The sequence below is a fragment of the uncultured Fretibacterium sp. genome (assembly GCF_938030725.1).
Classification (GTDB): Bacteria; Synergistota; Synergistia; order Synergistales; family Aminobacteriaceae; genus Fretibacterium.
The window spans coordinates 12,372-27,527 of record NZ_CALHIQ010000011.1 but is presented as its reverse complement, the minus strand read 5'-3'; the positions used below and the strand labels follow the sequence as shown (position 1 = coordinate 27,527).

General features: G+C 64.2%; 14 protein-coding genes. 6 read left to right on the top strand and 8 right to left on the bottom strand.

What is annotated here, in order from left to right:
• From Q0629_RS00725 to Q0629_RS00710, 4 genes are all read left to right on the top strand, one after another.
• Positions 1 to 951, top strand: a 951-nt coding sequence (locus Q0629_RS00725) for a hypothetical protein (protein ID WP_298777672.1), incomplete at its 5' end; no start/stop codon positions are given.
• Positions 952 to 989: 38 nt separating this feature from the next.
• A complete protein-coding gene (locus tag Q0629_RS00720) occupies positions 990 to 1,760 on the top strand; it encodes an alpha/beta hydrolase (RefSeq protein ID WP_298777669.1) in 771 nt (256 codons plus the stop codon).
• A gap of 173 nt (positions 1,761 to 1,933) precedes the next feature.
• The gene (locus Q0629_RS00715) at positions 1,934 to 2,926 is read left to right on the top strand and encodes an ATP-binding protein (protein ID WP_298777667.1); all 993 of its coding nucleotides are present in this window, start codon (positions 1,934 to 1,936) and stop codon (positions 2,924 to 2,926) included.
• A gap of 43 nt (positions 2,927 to 2,969) precedes the next feature.
• The gene (locus Q0629_RS00710; RefSeq protein WP_298777665.1) at positions 2,970 to 3,197 is read left to right on the top strand and encodes a hypothetical protein; all 228 of its coding nucleotides are present in this window, start codon (positions 2,970 to 2,972) and stop codon (positions 3,195 to 3,197) included.
• Positions 3,198 to 3,333: 136 nt separating this feature from the next.
• Here the strand turns inward: Q0629_RS00710 and Q0629_RS00705 are convergent, their stop codons facing one another.
• From Q0629_RS00705 to Q0629_RS00695, 3 genes are read right to left on the bottom strand one after another with little or no spacing between them, the layout of a single operon-like run.
• Entirely contained in the window at positions 3,334 to 4,512 is a 1,179-nt protein-coding gene (locus tag Q0629_RS00705; RefSeq protein ID WP_298777663.1) for a DUF819 family protein, read from the bottom strand.
• A gap of 41 nt (positions 4,513 to 4,553) precedes the next feature.
• Positions 4,554 to 5,651 carry a dipeptide epimerase gene (locus Q0629_RS00700; RefSeq protein WP_298777660.1) on the bottom strand — a complete coding sequence of 366 codons (1,098 nt, stop codon included), beginning with the start codon at positions 5,649 to 5,651 and terminating at the stop codon, positions 4,554 to 4,556.
• Between the two features lie 22 nt (positions 5,652 to 5,673).
• Complete coding sequence (locus Q0629_RS00695) at positions 5,674 to 7,059, bottom strand: serine hydrolase domain-containing protein (RefSeq protein ID WP_298777658.1); 1,386 nt, start codon at positions 7,057 to 7,059, stop codon at positions 5,674 to 5,676.
• A 242-nt stretch (positions 7,060 to 7,301) separates the two neighbouring features.
• Here Q0629_RS00695 and Q0629_RS00690 point away from each other — a divergent pair, with 242 nt between their 5' ends.
• Complete coding sequence (locus tag Q0629_RS00690; protein ID WP_298777656.1) at positions 7,302 to 7,442, top strand: hypothetical protein; 141 nt, start codon at positions 7,302 to 7,304, stop codon at positions 7,440 to 7,442.
• Between the two features lie 66 nt (positions 7,443 to 7,508).
• Here Q0629_RS00690 and Q0629_RS00685 read toward each other — a convergent pair whose 3' ends face one another.
• On the bottom strand, positions 7,509 to 8,285 hold the full coding sequence (locus Q0629_RS00685; protein ID WP_298777654.1) for a hypothetical protein: 777 nt from the start codon (positions 8,283 to 8,285) through the stop codon (positions 7,509 to 7,511).
• A gap of 164 nt (positions 8,286 to 8,449) precedes the next feature.
• Complete coding sequence (locus Q0629_RS00680; RefSeq protein ID WP_298777652.1) at positions 8,450 to 9,862, bottom strand: hypothetical protein; 1,413 nt, start codon at positions 9,860 to 9,862, stop codon at positions 8,450 to 8,452.
• 366 nt (positions 9,863 to 10,228) lie between these two features.
• On the opposite strand from Q0629_RS00680, the gene Q0629_RS00675 reads away from it, so the two are divergent.
• A complete protein-coding gene (locus Q0629_RS00675) occupies positions 10,229 to 11,182 on the top strand; it encodes a ribokinase (RefSeq protein ID WP_298777650.1) in 954 nt (317 codons plus the stop codon).
• Between the two features lie 107 nt (positions 11,183 to 11,289).
• On the opposite strand, the gene Q0629_RS00670 is transcribed toward Q0629_RS00675, so the two are convergent.
• The 3 genes from Q0629_RS00670 to Q0629_RS00660 all read right to left on the bottom strand — a co-directional run bounded on the left by Q0629_RS00670 (position 11,290) and on the right by Q0629_RS00660 (position 15,019).
• On the bottom strand, positions 11,290 to 12,219 hold the full coding sequence (locus Q0629_RS00670) for a 2-dehydropantoate 2-reductase (RefSeq protein ID WP_298777647.1): 930 nt from the start codon (positions 12,217 to 12,219) through the stop codon (positions 11,290 to 11,292).
• Positions 12,219 to 12,830: a peptide-methionine (S)-S-oxide reductase gene (locus Q0629_RS00665; protein WP_298777645.1), complete on the bottom strand. Its 612-nt coding sequence runs from the start codon at positions 12,828 to 12,830 to the stop codon at positions 12,219 to 12,221. The genes Q0629_RS00670 and Q0629_RS00665 overlap by 1 nt, the downstream gene beginning before the upstream one ends.
• Positions 12,831 to 13,108: 278 nt before the next feature.
• Positions 13,109 to 15,019 carry a S9 family peptidase gene (locus Q0629_RS00660; protein WP_298777643.1) on the bottom strand — a complete coding sequence of 637 codons (1,911 nt, stop codon included), beginning with the start codon at positions 15,017 to 15,019 and terminating at the stop codon, positions 13,109 to 13,111.
• Between the last annotated feature and the right edge of the window lie 137 nt (positions 15,020 to 15,156).

Below are 15,156 nucleotides of genomic sequence, written 5' to 3'. Positions count from 1 at the left end.
AACGGGGATGGGCGGCGGGCCGTGTTGGTCAGCTCCCGAAACGCGGGGCTCGCCTCCCCGGAGGACCTCCCCCTGGAGGGGCGCCTCCTGGACGGAGTCCTCCACCTGAACGAGAGGCTCAGCACGGTGCAGTGGACGCCGCACCTCTTGCGGCGCATGGCGAAGGAGCTGAACGACTTCCGCCCCGCCGTCCTGGAGGCCGCCCCCGCGTTTCTGGCGCGCCTCGCGTGGTGGGCGGCGGATGCGGACGTTTCCCTGACGTCGCCCGGCGCCGTGGTCCTCGTCCATGAGCTGCCCGCCCCCTTTTACCTCAATGCGATCCGCCGTGTCTTCGACTGTCCCGTCTTCAGCGCCTACGGGAGCCTGGAGGCGGGCCTCGTGATGATGCAGGGGCAGGACGGGCTCCTGCACCAGAACGCGGAGTTCTGCCGCATCGACTTTCAGCCCCTGAAGGAGCCCTTTGGCGGGCCGGAGCTGGGGCGGGTGTTCGTCACGACGTCCGGCAACTCGTGGAACTGCGTCCTGCGCTTCGACATGGGGGACCTCCTGCGGCTGTGTCCCCGCGGAGGGAGCGGCGAGGGCATGGTCGCTGAGGCCGTGGAGGGGCGCCTCGCCGACGTGACCTTCACGCTGGGCGGCCGGCTGGTGACGACCGGGACGCTGGATGCGCGGCTCGCCCTCATCCCGCGCCTGCGGGACTACCGCCTGACGCAGACGGCGCGCGACGCCTACCACATCCGGGCGCTCTTTGCTCCGGGGGACGTGCGGGGGGCCAGAGGGGCGGTGCACGACGCGCTTCAGGACGTCTACGGGGGCCGGGGACGCTTTGAGATCGAGCTGGCGCAGGATGAGGTCCTGCCTGAACCGCTCGGCCGCGGGAAGTTTCGTCACACGCGGACGTCCGTTCCCTTCGACGCGGAGGAGCTGTTTTGCCCCCTCCCACCGCGCTGAGGTGCAGAAGACGCCCGGCCCTTGCGAGGGGCCGGGCGTTGTCGCTGACGACGCCCCTGGGCCTGTCGTCAATTGGCGTCGTGGAGGACTTGGAAATGGACGTAGAAAAACGCGCGGATAAAATTTCTGGCGTCCCTGCGATCCTTTGGGGAAGCCGTTCCAACAAAGTATACGTTTGCGTTCACGGGCAGGGCGGAAACAAGGAGGAAGCGGAGCTTTTGGCTTCTATCGCCTGTCGTCGAGGCTGGCAGGTGATCGGTTTTGACTTGCCTGAGCACGGGGACAGGAAGCGTGAAGGGGTTTCTTTTGTCCCATGGCACGTCGTTCCCGAGTTATCTCATATTTTGTCTTACATAAAAGATCAATGGACGGAAATCGCTCTATTTGCCAGCAGCATAGGGGCATGGTTTAGCCTGTTGAGCTTTTCTGGTGAAACGTTTAAGCGTTGTCTTTTCGTTTCTCCCGTCCTTGATATGAAACACCTGATGGCGAGCCTGATGCTTCGGGCAGGCGTTTCAGAGGAGCGCCTGAAGCGGGAGCGCAGCGTTCCGACTTCTTTTGGCGAAGCGCTTTCCTGGGACTATTGGACTTATGTTTTAGACCATCCGATCGTTAAATGGGAAACGCCAACCTCGATACTGTACGCAGAAAACGATGATTTGGTCCCCTTTGACACAGTTCAACATTTTGCACGGGAATTCAATGGTGCCGTGAGCGTTATGAAAAACGGTGAGCATTGGTTTCATACGCCAAGGCAAATAGATTATTTGCGTCAATGGCTGGATTGTCAGGTCAAGCACAACGAATAGGTTGAAAAAACCGCTGAGTTTCTGCCCGAACGAACGTGAGCGATACGATGATGGCAAATCCGGATTATGATCCCAGATTTGCCGATCTCCTCATCATACCGCGATTCTGACGCGACTCTGATATAATGATGGCAGATTCAGGATTGAATCCCAGATTTGCCATCAGGGGGCGCATGATGGAATATATCAAAAGAGCGGTAGAGGATATTGCCCTGCATTCGGATAAAACTTTTAAGAGCCTCCTCATCACGGGCGCAAGGCAGACCGGAAAAACCGAAATGATCCGGAAGCTCTTTCCGGATAAGAAATATGTGCTTATCGATGACCCCTTCGTCGAAGATCAGGCGAACAACAATCCGAGTCTTTTTATGATGCTGAACCAGCCGCCCGTCGTCTATGACGAGGTGCAGCGTGCGCCGGGCCTGTTCCGGTATATCAAGATCGCCTGCGACGGAACGGACGACAAAGGGTTGTTCTGCCTGTCCGGTTCACAGCCTCTGGAGTTGATGGAAAAGGCATCGGAATCGCTTTCCGGCAGAATCGGGATTATCGAGATGTCTCCCCTGTCTCAGCGCGAGATTGACGGAGACGCCTTCAACGCGCCCTTTCTCCCTACAATGGAGTACGTGCGGGAACGAAACGAAACGGCGAAGGCTCCGAACAACCTTTGGGAAAGAATCCACCGTGGCGGCTATCCGGCGTTGCAAGATCCGGAGATCGATTGGGGAGTTTTCTTTTCCGGTTATGTCAAGACTTATCTGGAAAGGGACGTCCGAAAGCTGTCCGCCGTTCAGGACCTGAATGACTTCAGACGCTTCATGGTGGCCGTTGCGGCAAGGACCGGACAGATGGTCAACTACAGCAACATTGCAGATGAGATCGGGAAAGATCAGACGACGGTAAAATCGTGGATGTCCATTCTGGAAGCGTCCGGAATCGTTTATCTCTTGGAACCGTACACGCCGAGCGTCTTAAAACGGGCGATCAAGACGCCCAAGGTGTATTTCCGCGATACCGGCCTCGCCGCATACCTCACGCGCTGGCTGACGCCGGAAACCCTGGCGAACGGCGCAATGAGCGGGGCGTTCTTTGAAACCTTCGTCATTTCGGAAATATTGAAGTCCTACTCGAACAGAGCGATCGATTATCGTTACTGTGTTTCCTAACTACAGGGGGAGGGACAGGAAAAAGGTCAAAAAGAATGGGGCCATGATCGAAGTCGAAGGTGAAATTGACCTGATCATCGAAGAAAACGGGCTCCTCCATCCCGTTGAGATCAAGCAGAGCTCCTCCGTCACTGCCGATGAAACTTCTGCTTTCCTGGTGCTCGATAAAGTGAATGAAAAGAAGCGCGGTGCGGGCGCTGTGGTGTGCAACTGCCCTCAGCCCGGAATGTTGAGGGAAGACGTTCTTCAAATGCCCGTATGGTTCATATAAAAGGTGCGGGCGCGAAGTGAAAAAATTCTTCCAATCCCTCTGTTTAGCGGTTAAGGCAACGCCCGGCCCCTGAGAGGGACCGGGCGTCGTCGCTTTTGAAGTTGGGAGGGTTCGCAGAGCGAGCTTTGCTTCGGGCTCAGAAGGCCTTCAGGATCGCCCCCATGGCGAGCCCTGCGAAGTTTCCGATGGCGGCGCCCAGGACGCCCATGAGGACGCCGATGCCCGCGTAGTTCTGGTTGTAGGCCGTGGCCACGATGGGCGCGGAAGCCGCGCCGCCGATGTTGGCCAGGGAGGCTGTGGAGACCATGCAGAGGTCCCAGTGGAAGATTTTGGAGAGGAAGAACATGAGGGCGACGTGGATCGCCAGGATCAGGAGCCCGTAGACGACCCACATGGGTGCGGCCACCAGGTCCACGATGGTGGCGGTGGAGGCCAGCAGGGAGACCACGGCGTAGAGGTAGATGTTGGAGAGCTCCTCCACGGCGGGCAGCTTGCCAAGCGGCGTCATGGCGCAGACGAGGCCCAGGACGGTGACGAACAGCGTGGTGCAGGTGCCCTTGTCGAACATGGCGAACCCGGCGCCCTTAAGCGCAGAGTTCGCCTCGGCGCCGATCCACTGGGAAACCGCGGAGACGGCCAGGGAGAGGCCGACGAGGAATATCCAATCCGATCCCGTCGCCAGCTTCTTCTCTGCGGCCACCTGCGCGTTGGCGGTGTCGGCCAGGGCGTCCAGCTTGGAGGTGTCCGCCCTGGTGGCCGCGTTCCACTTGGCCGAGTAGCGGACGGCCAGGAGGAGGAGGGCGATCCACAGGGAGTAGCAGACCGTGTCGAGCGCCAGGGCGCAGGAGTAGGCTCCGGCGTCCACGGGCAGGGCCGCCTGCATCGCCGCCATGTTGGCTGAACCGCCGACCCACGAGGCGTAGAGGGCCGCCACCGCGCCCCAGGTGTCCGCCCCAAGGAAGCCCTTGAAGACCGGATAGAGGACGATGAAGCCCACGGCCAGCGTCACGGAGCATCCCAGGAAGATGGCGATCAGTCGCCCGCTCAGCCGCGCCAGCTTCCTGAAATCGCAGCGCAGCAGCATGACGAAGATCATGGCGTACAGCAGGTTGTTCTTCAGGGCGCTGTAGGCCGTCTTGCACGCCTCCGACTCGAAGAGCCCCATCGTGCAGAAGATCATGTTCAGCACGTAGATCCAGACCAGCGGAGGAACCACGTTGAAGACCTTCCACTTGGCGTACTTCTCCAGGGCCAGCAGGCCGCCCGCGACGAACATCAGGAACGCGATGTAGCTGAAACCGTTTGTGATGACCATGTTTCCTTCTCCTTTCGGTATGTGGGTTCAGAATGGGTCGATCAGTCGATGTAGGCGATGCGTCCGGCCTCGACGCCCTTGATCCCGAGGCCCGGTTCGTCGGAGACGGTTATCTCCTTCTCGTGGAAGACGGCGCCGCCCAGGATGGGGTCCTCGCTGCAGAGCACGGGGCCGTCCAGGTCCACCTTCGTGATGATGCTTTTGGCGCAGGCCAGCTCCACGGCCGCGTTGACGGATATCTTCGCCTCCAGCATACAGCCGATCATGCACTCCACGCCATAGACCTCGGCCGCGGAGGCGATCTTCAGGGCGTTCGTCAGGCCCCCGCACTTCATCAGCTTGATGTTGATCAGGTCGGCTGCCCGCGTCTGCATGATCCGCATCGCGTCCTCAGGGGAGAAGACGCTCTCGTCCGCCAGCACGGGCACGTCGCTGTGCTCCGTGACGTACCTCAGGCCGTCGATGTCCTGCGCCTTCACCGGCTGCTCCACGAACTCGATGGCGAGTCCCTTCTCCTGCATCTCGTTGAGGATGCGGACGGCCTCTCTGGGGCGCCATGCCTGGTTTGCGTCGATGCGGATGCACACGCCGTCCCCGGCCGCGCGCCGCACGGCGGACAGCCGTTCCACGTCGAGGGCCGGGTTCGCGCCCACCTTCACCTTGAGGCAGTCGTACCCGCGCGCAATGGCGTCCCGCGCGTCCCGCGCCATCTCCTCCGGCGGGTTGACGCTGATGGTGATGTCGGTGACGATGCGATGGCGCGCGCCGCCCAGGAGCTTGTAGACGGGGATTTTGTGGAGCTGCCCGTACAGGTCCCACAGCGCCATGTCGACGGCCGCCTTGGCGCTCGTGTTGTGGACGATGCTCCTCTGGACCCGCTGCAGCAGGTCCTCCAGGTCGTCCACGTCGCGGTCCAGGATGGCCCTTCCAATGTGGTCCTGAATGGCTCCAACGATGGCTCCCGTCGTGTCGCCCGTGATGACACCCGTGGGGGGCGCCTCACCGTAGCCGATCGCGCCCGCGTCGGTGTGGACCTCCACCACGACGTCCTCGACGCTGTCCACGCTGCGGAGTGCCGTCTTGAACGGAACCCGCAGGGGGACGGATATCCGCCCCAATCGAACCCTTGTAATGCGCATGACTTTCCTCCCTGAGTTGGTCCTAATCGGCAAAGGCGTTGGAGCAGATGGCGTTCATCATCGTCTCCTCCCAGATGTAGTTGCCGCTGAACGTGCCCTCGGAACGAGGGTCGTCGTCCTCGGCCACGGCCTCGCCGTTCATGATGTAGATGAATCCGTCTTTGGTCCCCGTCCGAACCATGACGCCGGAGAGCAGGCCATAGGCCTCTCCCAGGTGCCCCTTGAGGTTGACGTCAAGGTCCTTTGCGGGACGGGAGCGCCCGGTGCCGAGCAGGGGATACACGCCGAGGCAGTAAGCCTCGATGGACCCGCCGTAGGTGTTCCCGTTGGGATGGTCCGGGTCGAACTGCCACTGGACCCGGAACATCTCGTCCAGCAGGTCCTTGCTCACGACCTGCACCCCGTTGTAGACGCCGTCGTTCAAGTACATTTGCAGCAGGTGCTCCAGCTCGGCGCAGGAAACCCGCAGCCCGCCCTGAGGGGAGAAGACCGTGGCGTTCGTGCCGGGTTTGTAGTCCTCAAGCCTGTACCAGGAGTCGGTCTCGCGGATGTCCGGGTTGTTGACGGCGACCGTGTCCCGGTCCGGCGTCTTGTCGCCGTAGTCGTCGATCTGCGCCACCCACGCCCCCTTCTCGTCCCATTGGCCGTCCTTCTGCTTCTGGTAGATGCTGCCCAGCAGGGCGAGCTCCTCCGTCGTGAAGTCTCCAGGGTTGAAGCTTCCCTTGATGTCGAGCTGCGCCAGGAGGTGGGACCTCATGTATCGGTCGAAGCGCTCTCCCGTGGCGGCCTCGACGATCGTCCCCAGAAGGCCGTAGTTCAGGTTGGAGTACCTGAAGTACTTGCCGGGCGCCTCCTCGGCGGGGGCGAAGTGCGCGCCCTCCTCGTAGAACTTTCCGTCGGCGACGAAGAACTCCTTCACGCCGTACTGCGGCGGGATGGCGTAGGCCCTTCCGTCACGGATGGAGGAGGTGTGGGAGAGGAGCATCCGAAGGGTGATGGGCGTGTCCGGGAAGTGGGGGTTTCTCAGGCTGAAGCCCAGGTACTGGCTGACGTCCGCGTCCAGGTCCAGCTTCCCCTGCTCCGTCAGTTGCAGGATGGCCAGGGCCGTGAACTGCTTGGATACCGACGCGACCCGGAAGCGGGACTCCTCCGTGAACGGGCGGTCCAGCGAGGGGTCCTGCGCGTCGATGTGGCGGCGTCCGAGGAATTTGCTATAGGCTTTGGCCCCGTCCTTGTAGACGATCACGCCGAGGCCTGGAACGCAGGTCCCCTCCGAGCCGATCATGGCGTCCAGCGCGGCGTCCAGCCCCGCCACCTTCTCCGCGTCGAGGGGCGCAGCGAAGGCCAATCCCCCTCCGACCGTACCGGCCAGGAGGACCGCAAGAACCGCTAAAAAGCACTTGCTCATGATTGAGAAACACTCCTTAGATGAGGGTTTTGGCGCACCGCATGAGGACTGCTCAAGCCGGCTGCGGCCTGCCTTGTCGCTTCCCGGCGGAGCGCTTCGGGCCCCGCCGTCAGACCTTTGCTATTATATCACGCTGTCGCTTTGTCTTCCCTGTTTTCAGCGCAGTGGCGCAGAGGAGAATCGAGGGACCTGACGTTGACAAGCCGGTATAATGATGACATCCTGAAGCCGGAGGCGAGAGCATGGATGAGACGGCACCGCAGAGGGGCTTGTCGGAAGGGCAGATCGTGAAGCTCGCCGAGATGTTCGGCATCCCGGAGGACGACGCGCGGGTGCAGGTCGCGCGCTACTGGGACGCGAGGGAACCCACCCCCGCAGACTGAAGATAGAGCGCGAAGATCGGGGCCGACCCTCATGAGGGCCGGCCCCGCTTAGGTGCGTTTCGGTTTCTACTCTCCCCGGGCCTCCTCGCGGGCCTGGATCGCTTCGGAGCTCCAGCCTTCAGAAGCTTCCCCAGTGCGCCCCCGGTAGAGCTCGAACCACTCCACGTGGTCGTTGCGCAGGTGGAACGCCATGGTCATCTTGCGGTTCCCCAGCTCGTAGGAGAGGATGCTGACGTCGCGCTCGCCGTCCGGCGTCTCCCGCACCGTCGGGGTCCCGACCTTGGCGCGGAGCTTGTCCTTGTGCATTTTGATGGGGTCGAACCCCAGGAAGGTCTTGCAGGCCTCGGAGCCGTTCGCGCAGAAGTAGACGTCCTCGACCCCGTCCCCGGTCTTCAGTGCCTGGAAGGCGCCGCCCTCCGTCGTGTAGGTGACGAGGGTCCCGTCGGTTTCATCGGTGGTCGCGCCCTCCTGCCACGCGCTGCCCGGCTTCTTCATGACGCGGCTGCGCACGCCGGCGCAGCGCTTGTAGACGCTCTCCGCAACGCGGCTCTTTCCGCCCATCAGGAGGCGGATGCCCTCGTTGAAGAGCCAGCCGGTCCGCCCGTCCACCGTGACCTTGTACCACAGCGCGTCGTCCTTGTCCCGAATGGCGCTCGGAACCTTGACGCCCTCGTCGGGGAGGCTGACCTCCCAGGACTTCGCGCTCTCATCGGGCTTTGCGTAGAGCGTTACGGGGTCCTTCAGGGCAAAGGCCCTCTGCTCGGCGGCCTCAGCGCCGGCAACGGTCGTGAGGGCCGCAAAAAGGAGAAGCGCAGCCAAAGCGGGGAAAAATTTTCTCATCATGATGTGTCTTCCTCCCTCGTGCGGGCAGTTTTTGGATGATGATGATCGAGCCAACACCCGCAATTTTCTTTATTCTATAGCACACGAGCGGACGCGGGAAGGACGGGTTTTCCCATCCTTCTCGCGTCCACTCGTCGTTTCGCCGCGCCCTTGCGCCCTGTGCGCTACAGCGATTTTTCCGGCCGCTTCAGCCCACCCCTGTGCCTCAGGCCCAGCCAGCGGTTCACCGCCTCCGGCGCGCTCCAGAGGTCCAGCTTCAGGTCCGTGACGAAGCAGGAGCTGTTCGTCCAGCCGGAGAGCCCCATGTCGACGTCGCTCTTCATGTCGCGGAAGGAGAGGGCCGGGGCCGCCAGGTTGCCCGGGTTGGCGATGGTGAAGCCCGAGGCGACGGCGCCGCGTACCTTCTCGTTCGTCCCGATGAAGCAGGTGTCCTCGATGCCGCGGGCCTCGACGCGGCGTCTTTTCTGAGGGTGGCCGTGGGGGGCTCGGCTCGACAGGCCTCCGTAGGGGAAGATGTGCAGCGCCTCGATCTTCTTCTGTCCGGCAGTGCAGTAGAACTCGCCGAAGAGCAGGGAGGAGGCCCCCATCGCCAGGATCAGCTTGTTGCCCTTGTAGCTTGCGGTGACGCCGGCCCGAAACTTGGCGTCGGACAGGAGCTCCTCGATGTAGGGCTCGTTGATCGTGTGGGGGAAGTAGAGGACGTCTGCGCCGATGGGGAACTCGTCCTTCCTGTGGTCCCAGTCGTAGACCTTGCAGCCTATCATGCGGAAGACCTCCAGGTTGCCGTCGCCCTCCAGGGAGGCGTGGCCACCCATGACGGCGACGTTCAGACGCTTTTGCTGAAAGAAGTAGGGTTCGGGCGGTGACCACTCTGCGTCCAGGCTGGCCAGGCCCTTCAGGATGTCCCACTCGACCTGGCGGTGCGATCCGGCCAGCTGCAGCGCCGCGCTCTTGGGGGAGATCAGCTTCAGCGATGGGTTCTCGCCGCTCATCGCCTGCATGGAGGGCATGGTGCAGTCCAGGGCGCGGGGCATGAACCCCAGGGTCAGGGCCGGCGTCCTGCGGTACAGGTTTTTCTCCAGCACCTGGAACTCTCGCGGGTTGTTGACGGAGCTGAAGAGGATGCCCCTTGTCCTGCCCGGGGCGGCCTCGTTGAGGGCGTCCATGGCGTCGGCTGCCAGCGCGGCGCTCACGGCGGACGCCATGGATGCCGCCATGACGGGAACCTCCCCGCAATCCAGGACCTTTATGAGGTCTGTGACGTCCGGGTAAAGCTGAAAGGTCTTCTCGTCCAGCGTAGTGCCCAGAGGCATGGAAACCACGTTCAGGGCGTTCTTGGCGGAGCGCCGCTGAAAGAGGGTCTTCAGCGCGCGGGGGCTCCCCATGGTGTAGAGGTCGAGGCAGGTCACCGGGGCATCGCTCAGGAGCTGCATGAGGCGGACGTCCTCCTCGCTGCGGTTGCAGAAGAAGACGTTGACCTGCCCCAGCTTGCTGCGCATGGCCTGGATCAGGGGCAGCGAAGCGGGGACCCGCCCGGCCGTCGCCTCGTCCGCAAGGATCAGGCGGGGGAGGATCACGATCGGGCCTCCGCGCCGTTGGGCCCTTCCGTCATGCTGGACGCGGTGGGGAGGCCACAGCGCCGCTCCGGCGCGCAATGTTTGGGAAGCTGAAAGGTCATAACGTTCACCTCGTGCTCTTTTTTTAGGATCGCTTGGGGCCGCCGGCGAACGGTCCTTTCGGGCGGAAGCTCCCTGCAGATTGACGGAGGCGAACCTCCGCGTCCCCACGCGTTTCCTCTTTTATGGATATGGTATCATAATAAAATTAAGAAATCACCGTTTTGTCTTCTTTGCTACCCCCATCTCCCAGGGGGATCGGGGATTCTGAGGGGCCTCATCGGCAAGGCCGCTGCAAAAATTTTACAGGATAAGGAAGTGGGCCCTGTGGCTGCTGTAACCGTCGTTGGCTCTTTGAATATGGACCTGGTCATCCGCGCGCCGCGCCGTCCCCGGAGGGGAGAAACGATCTTGGGCGGGGCCTTCGGCATGACGGGCGGAGGGAAGGGGTCCAATCAGGCGCTGGCGGCGGCCAGGCTGGACGCGGAGGCGTTCATGGTAGGGGCCGTCGGGGACGACGACTTCGGCAGGCGGCTTCGGACCGTCCTGGACCAGAGCGGGGTCAACTGCGACCGCGTCGAGGTCCACCAGGACGCCGTGACGGGCGTCGCCGTCATCACCGTGACCGACGACGGGGAGAGCTCCATCGTGCTCTCCCGAGGGGCCAACGCCACGCTGGACGCGACGGCCATGCAGCGGGCTTCGGACCTCTTTCGGCGCTCGGACGCGGCCCTCTTTCAGATGGAGGTCCCGCCGGAGACCGTGGCGGCGGGCCTGCGCCTGGCCCACGACGCGGGATGCCGGACCTTCCTCTCCGCGGAGCCGCCCTTTCCGCTGCCGACGGAGGCCTGGGAGTGCACCGACTGCCTCGTCCTGAACCAGAAGGCCCTCGACGTTTACGTGACGGGAAATGCGTCCCCCTCGGACCTGCAGTCCGACGAGGAGGTCTGCAAAATGGCGAACCAGATGCTGGACCGGGGTGTGCAGGATGTCGTGGTGACCCGGAGCGCCCGCGGCGGGCAGGTGTTCAGCCGGGGCGCGCAACCCTTCGCCTTCGACCCCTTCAAGGTTCACGTGGTGGACAACACGGGGGCCAGGGACGCCTTCTGCGCGGCCCTCTGCGTGGCGCTGGCGGAGGGGATGACCATGGAGCGCGCCGCCCGCTTCGCCTCCGCGGCCGGGGCGCTGGCCTGCACGCGCATCGGGGCGCACCCTTCGCTGCCCTGGCGCCACGAGGTGGAGGCCCTTCTGGACGAGACGGAGGGGGACTATGCAGGATGAGGCCGCGGAGGCACCCTCGCGGCCGGTTTTACGGGACGCTCCGACAGCGTTCCGCACTTTAGACTTTGCAGAGGGGCTTTGGAAGGCCCCTCTGCTTTTTGTGCTTTTTATTGGGTTTTCAGCTCTGAATAGACCCGGTCGTAGGTCGGCGTGGGGACCTTCAGCTTTCGCCCCTGCTGGCAGACGCAGCCGACGAGGGTTTCCAGCTCCATGGGCCGCCCCTGCTCCCGGTCCAGCTGCATGGAGGTCCGTGCCTCGCTGGGGAACAGACGGCACCTCTCAAGGGTGATGTTGACGACGTTCTCCGGCAGGCGGACGCCCGCGGCGCGGGCCAGGTCCTCCGCCTCGCAGATCATGGCGGTGAGCTGCTCGCGGGCCCCGTCGTCCTCCAGGATTCCGCCCATGCTCCTGCCGTGGAGCGCCGTCAGCGCAGCCATGGGGGACAGGAACAGGAACTTGGCCCAGACCTCCACGTCGATGAGCTCCGTCAGCGTCACCTGCAGGCCGGCCCGTTTCAGCAGGCGCTCGACGTCCGCATAGCGCATCCGGTTCTCGGCCTCTCCAAGCCCTGGGTGGCCGAAGAGGAAGCGTTGGACGGCCCCCATCTGCCGGATGACCCCCGGAGCCTCCGCGTGGGCAGAGAGGTAGACGCATCCGCTCAGGACGTCGCAGGGCGGCAGGAGCCGGGCCAGGGTCTCGGGGGCGGAGATGCCGTTCAGGATGGGGATGACCCGCGTGTCGGGCTGCACCAGGGGGGCCGTCTCGGCCGCGGCCGCCTCCAGGTCGTAGCCCTTGGTGGCGTAGATGACGACGTCGCACGGGCCTGCCTCCGCCGCGTCGTGGGTGACTGTGGCGGGGTGCGCCGTCAGGTCGCCGCTGCCGGAGTGAAGCCTCAGGCCGTTCCGACGGACGCTGTCGAGGACGGCGCCGCGGCACCAGAGGACGACCTGATGGTCGGGGCTGTCGCGCAGGAGGGCGGCCAGCCTTCCCCCCACCAGGCCCCCAGCGCCCCCTGCGCCGATGATGGCGATGCGCATCAGACGGCCAGCCCCTGCAGCGCCTGGAGGTCGAGGGGGCTCAGCCCGTAGAGGTCCGGGCTCTCCGGCATACAGTGCAGGGCGGACGCGGAGGGATTCAGCAGGAACCCGTTCAGGCGCGCGGCCAGCGTGGAGCGGAGCAGCGCCTCCTCCCCGCCGTAGAGCGCCACCAGGCCGTCGTAGAACCGTGCGGCGAGGCGGAGGTAGTGTTTCTGGCAGGCGTTCTCCGCGCGGATGAAGGCCTTGAAGGGGAGGACGCGGGGCGCCGCGCGGTCCCTGCGGCAGAGGGCCCCGCGCTCGATGGCCGCCTGGGCCAGGCGCCGTTCCTGCGGCGTCCTGACGAAGATGGCCGCGCACTGCTCCGACGGCGCGGCGCAGTACCAGCACATGAAGAGCTCCAGCAGTTGGCCGTAGCTGACCGTCTGCGGCGAGTACTCCACCGCCACGGCCTCCAGGTGGTCCCCCTCGTTCCCGCAGCAGGGGTTTGGGAAGGTCCCCCCGGCGTAGCCCACGCTGGTGCGCCAGACCCCGCTGATGAACCCGAACCGTGCCTCCGTGTCCTGAAAGCTGCCCGCGGCGAACAGGGCCGTCTCAAGGCGGGCCGGCGCCATGGCGTCGATCGGAGGTATCCTCTCTGATAAGGGTGCTGATAAAAGTGGCCGCATCGACCTTCACTCCCCGACATCGCCGGCGACAAGGGGCCTTCCCTCCGCCGGCGGAACGCCTCGATGGAGGGCTCGTGCCCTCCATCGAGGTCCTGACCCGCGCGCCGCGCGCGGGCTATGCTTCATTATCGTGCGGATGAGCCCGCTCGACTATCGTCAAGATCGCCTGTCCGGCCGCCTGCGCTGCGCAGGATCGGCAAAAAGGCCCACCGCCCGCCCCGGGGTCAGCGCAGGCCCAGGTGCTTTCGGAAGAAGTCCTCCAGCGCCCGGTAGAAGTCGAAGCGGTTCTCCTCGTTGTGGAAGCCGTGCCCCTCGTTCTCCTTCACCATGTAGAGGACCTCCCGGCCGTTTTTGCGGACGGCCTCGACGATCTGGTCGGACTCCGCCTTGTTGACCCTGGGATCGTTGGCCCCCTGGGCGACCATGAGCGGGATCTGGATGCGATCCGCGTGGAAGAAGGGGGAGATCGCCTCGAGGAGCTCCTTGTCCTTCGAGGGGTCGCCGATCTCCTCGTACTCCATCGCGCGCAGGGGCTCCCAGTAGGGGGGGATGCTCTCCAGGAGGGTGAAGAGGTTGGATGGGCCGACGTAGCTCACTGCGCAGGCGTAGAGGTCCGGTGTGAAGGTTGCGCCCGCCAGGGCGGCGTAGCCGCCGTAGCTTCCCCCGTAGATGGCCAGGCGCTTCGGGTCCGCGATGCCCTGGTCCACGGCCCACTTCACCCCGTCCGTCACGTCGTCCTGCATGGCGCGTCCCCACTGCTTGAAGCCGGCGGTCCAGAACTTCTTGCCGTAGCCCGTGGAGCCCCGGAAGTTCACCTGAAGCACGGCCGCCCCGCGGTTGGCCAGGAACTGCGCCTCGGCGTCAAAGCCCCAGTACTCCCGCGCGCTGGGCCCTCCGTGGGGGATGACCACGAGGGGCAGGTCGCGGGAGGCGGCCCCCGTGGGGATCGTCAGGTAGCCGTGGATGGTCAGCCCGTCCCGGGAGCGGTAGGTGATGGGCGTCATGGGGGACATGTCGTCCTCGCGCAGCCAGGGGGAAACGTCCGCCAGCTTCTTGAGGGCGTTGCTGGTGCGGTCGTAGAAGTAGTAGGCGCCCCGCGTGCGATCCCCCCAGACGCGCACGATGCAGCGCTGTTCCTCGTCGTCCATGTCCGTGACGGACACCTCGTGGCCTGGGAAGAAGGCCTCCAGCGCCTCTCGGAGCTTCCGGCTCTCCTCGTCAAAGTAGTGGTACTGGGTCTTGTCCGTCGTGTAGTGGACGCCCGTGACGATCTTGCGCTTCTTGGAGTGCATCAGCCCCCCCACGTCCACCTCGTCGTTCTCGTAGACCAGGTCCAGGAGCTTGTTGGCCTCGGGGTCGAACGTGTAGATGGCCTCCTTGTCACGGCTGAGGTTCGAGGCGACGTAGAGCAGCCGGTTGTCGTAGCTGAACAGGATGGGGTCGAAGCTGTCCTTGAAGCTCGTGGTGAGGAGCTTGCGGAACTCCTGGTCCTCCGAGGTCCGGTAGAGCAGGTTCGTGTTGACGCCGTCCGTCTCGACGGCGACGCGGAGGCGTCCCTCGTGGTCCGTCATCCAGCCCACCACGCTGCCCGGGTTCTCCGCCAGCTTCGTGAGCTCGCCGCTGTCCAGGTCGCAGCGGTAGACGTCGAAGACCTCCGGGTCCCGCTGGTTCATGCTGATGAGCATGTGGCGCGGGTCGTCCTCCAGGTCGTCCAGCACCCCGGCGCGGACCTTCTCGAACGGCGTGAGGTCGCGGGAGGCGGTCCCTTCGACGTTCGTGATGTACACGTGGAAGTTTTCGTCGCCGCCCCGGTCCTGCACGTAGACGATGCGGTCGTTCCCCTTCCAGAAGAACCCTCCCACGTCCCGCTCCTCGGCGGAGGTGACGCGCCTTTCCTCCTCGCTGTCGAGGTCGCGGACGAAGACGTTCATGCGGCTCTTCCAGGGCTTCGCGTAGGCCAGGCGCCGCCCGTCGGGCGAGATGGCGTAGGCTGCGGACTCCGGGTTGCGGAAGAAGTCCTCCATGGGCAGGAGCGGGGCCGATTTTGCCCCGGCCTCCGCCGCTCCGGCGAACGGCAGGAGGAGGCCCAAGGCCGCCCCAAGGGTCAGAAGGTCGCCAAGGTACTTCACGTTCATGGTGATGAAAACCTCCCAGGGTGTAAGATAAAGGCGAAGAGGCGCGACGGGCGCGCTGTGGGATGGCGTTGCCGCTACGACGTACAATTTAAGCGCAAAACGCCCTTCGCGCCATGCGCTGTTATGCGGAAAAAAGA

Excerpts from the sequence above, each read along its gene's own strand:
- Q0629_RS00715 (WP_298777667.1), top strand. The coding sequence starts at position 1,934 with ATGATGGAATATATCAAAAGAGCGGTAGAGGATATTGCCCTGCATTCG.
- Q0629_RS00710 (WP_298777665.1), top strand. The coding sequence starts at position 2,970 with ATGATCGAAGTCGAAGGTGAAATTGACCTGATCATCGAAGAAAACGGG.
- Q0629_RS00705 (WP_298777663.1), bottom strand. The coding sequence starts at position 4,512 with ATGGTCATCACAAACGGTTTCAGCTACATCGCGTTCCTGATGTTCGTC.
- Q0629_RS00700 (WP_298777660.1), bottom strand. The coding sequence starts at position 5,651 with ATGCGCATTACAAGGGTTCGATTGGGGCGGATATCCGTCCCCCTGCGG.
- Q0629_RS00695 (WP_298777658.1), bottom strand. The coding sequence starts at position 7,059 with ATGAGCAAGTGCTTTTTAGCGGTTCTTGCGGTCCTCCTGGCCGGTACG.
- Q0629_RS00690 (WP_298777656.1), top strand. The coding sequence starts at position 7,302 with ATGGATGAGACGGCACCGCAGAGGGGCTTGTCGGAAGGGCAGATCGTG.
- Q0629_RS00685 (WP_298777654.1), bottom strand. The coding sequence starts at position 8,285 with ATGATGAGAAAATTTTTCCCCGCTTTGGCTGCGCTTCTCCTTTTTGCG.
- Q0629_RS00670 (WP_298777647.1), bottom strand. The coding sequence starts at position 12,219 with ATGCGCATCGCCATCATCGGCGCAGGGGGCGCTGGGGGCCTGGTGGGG.
- Q0629_RS00665 (WP_298777645.1), bottom strand. The coding sequence starts at position 12,830 with ATGGCGCCGGCCCGCCTTGAGACGGCCCTGTTCGCCGCGGGCAGCTTT.
- Q0629_RS00660 (WP_298777643.1), bottom strand. The coding sequence starts at position 15,019 with ATGAACGTGAAGTACCTTGGCGACCTTCTGACCCTTGGGGCGGCCTTG.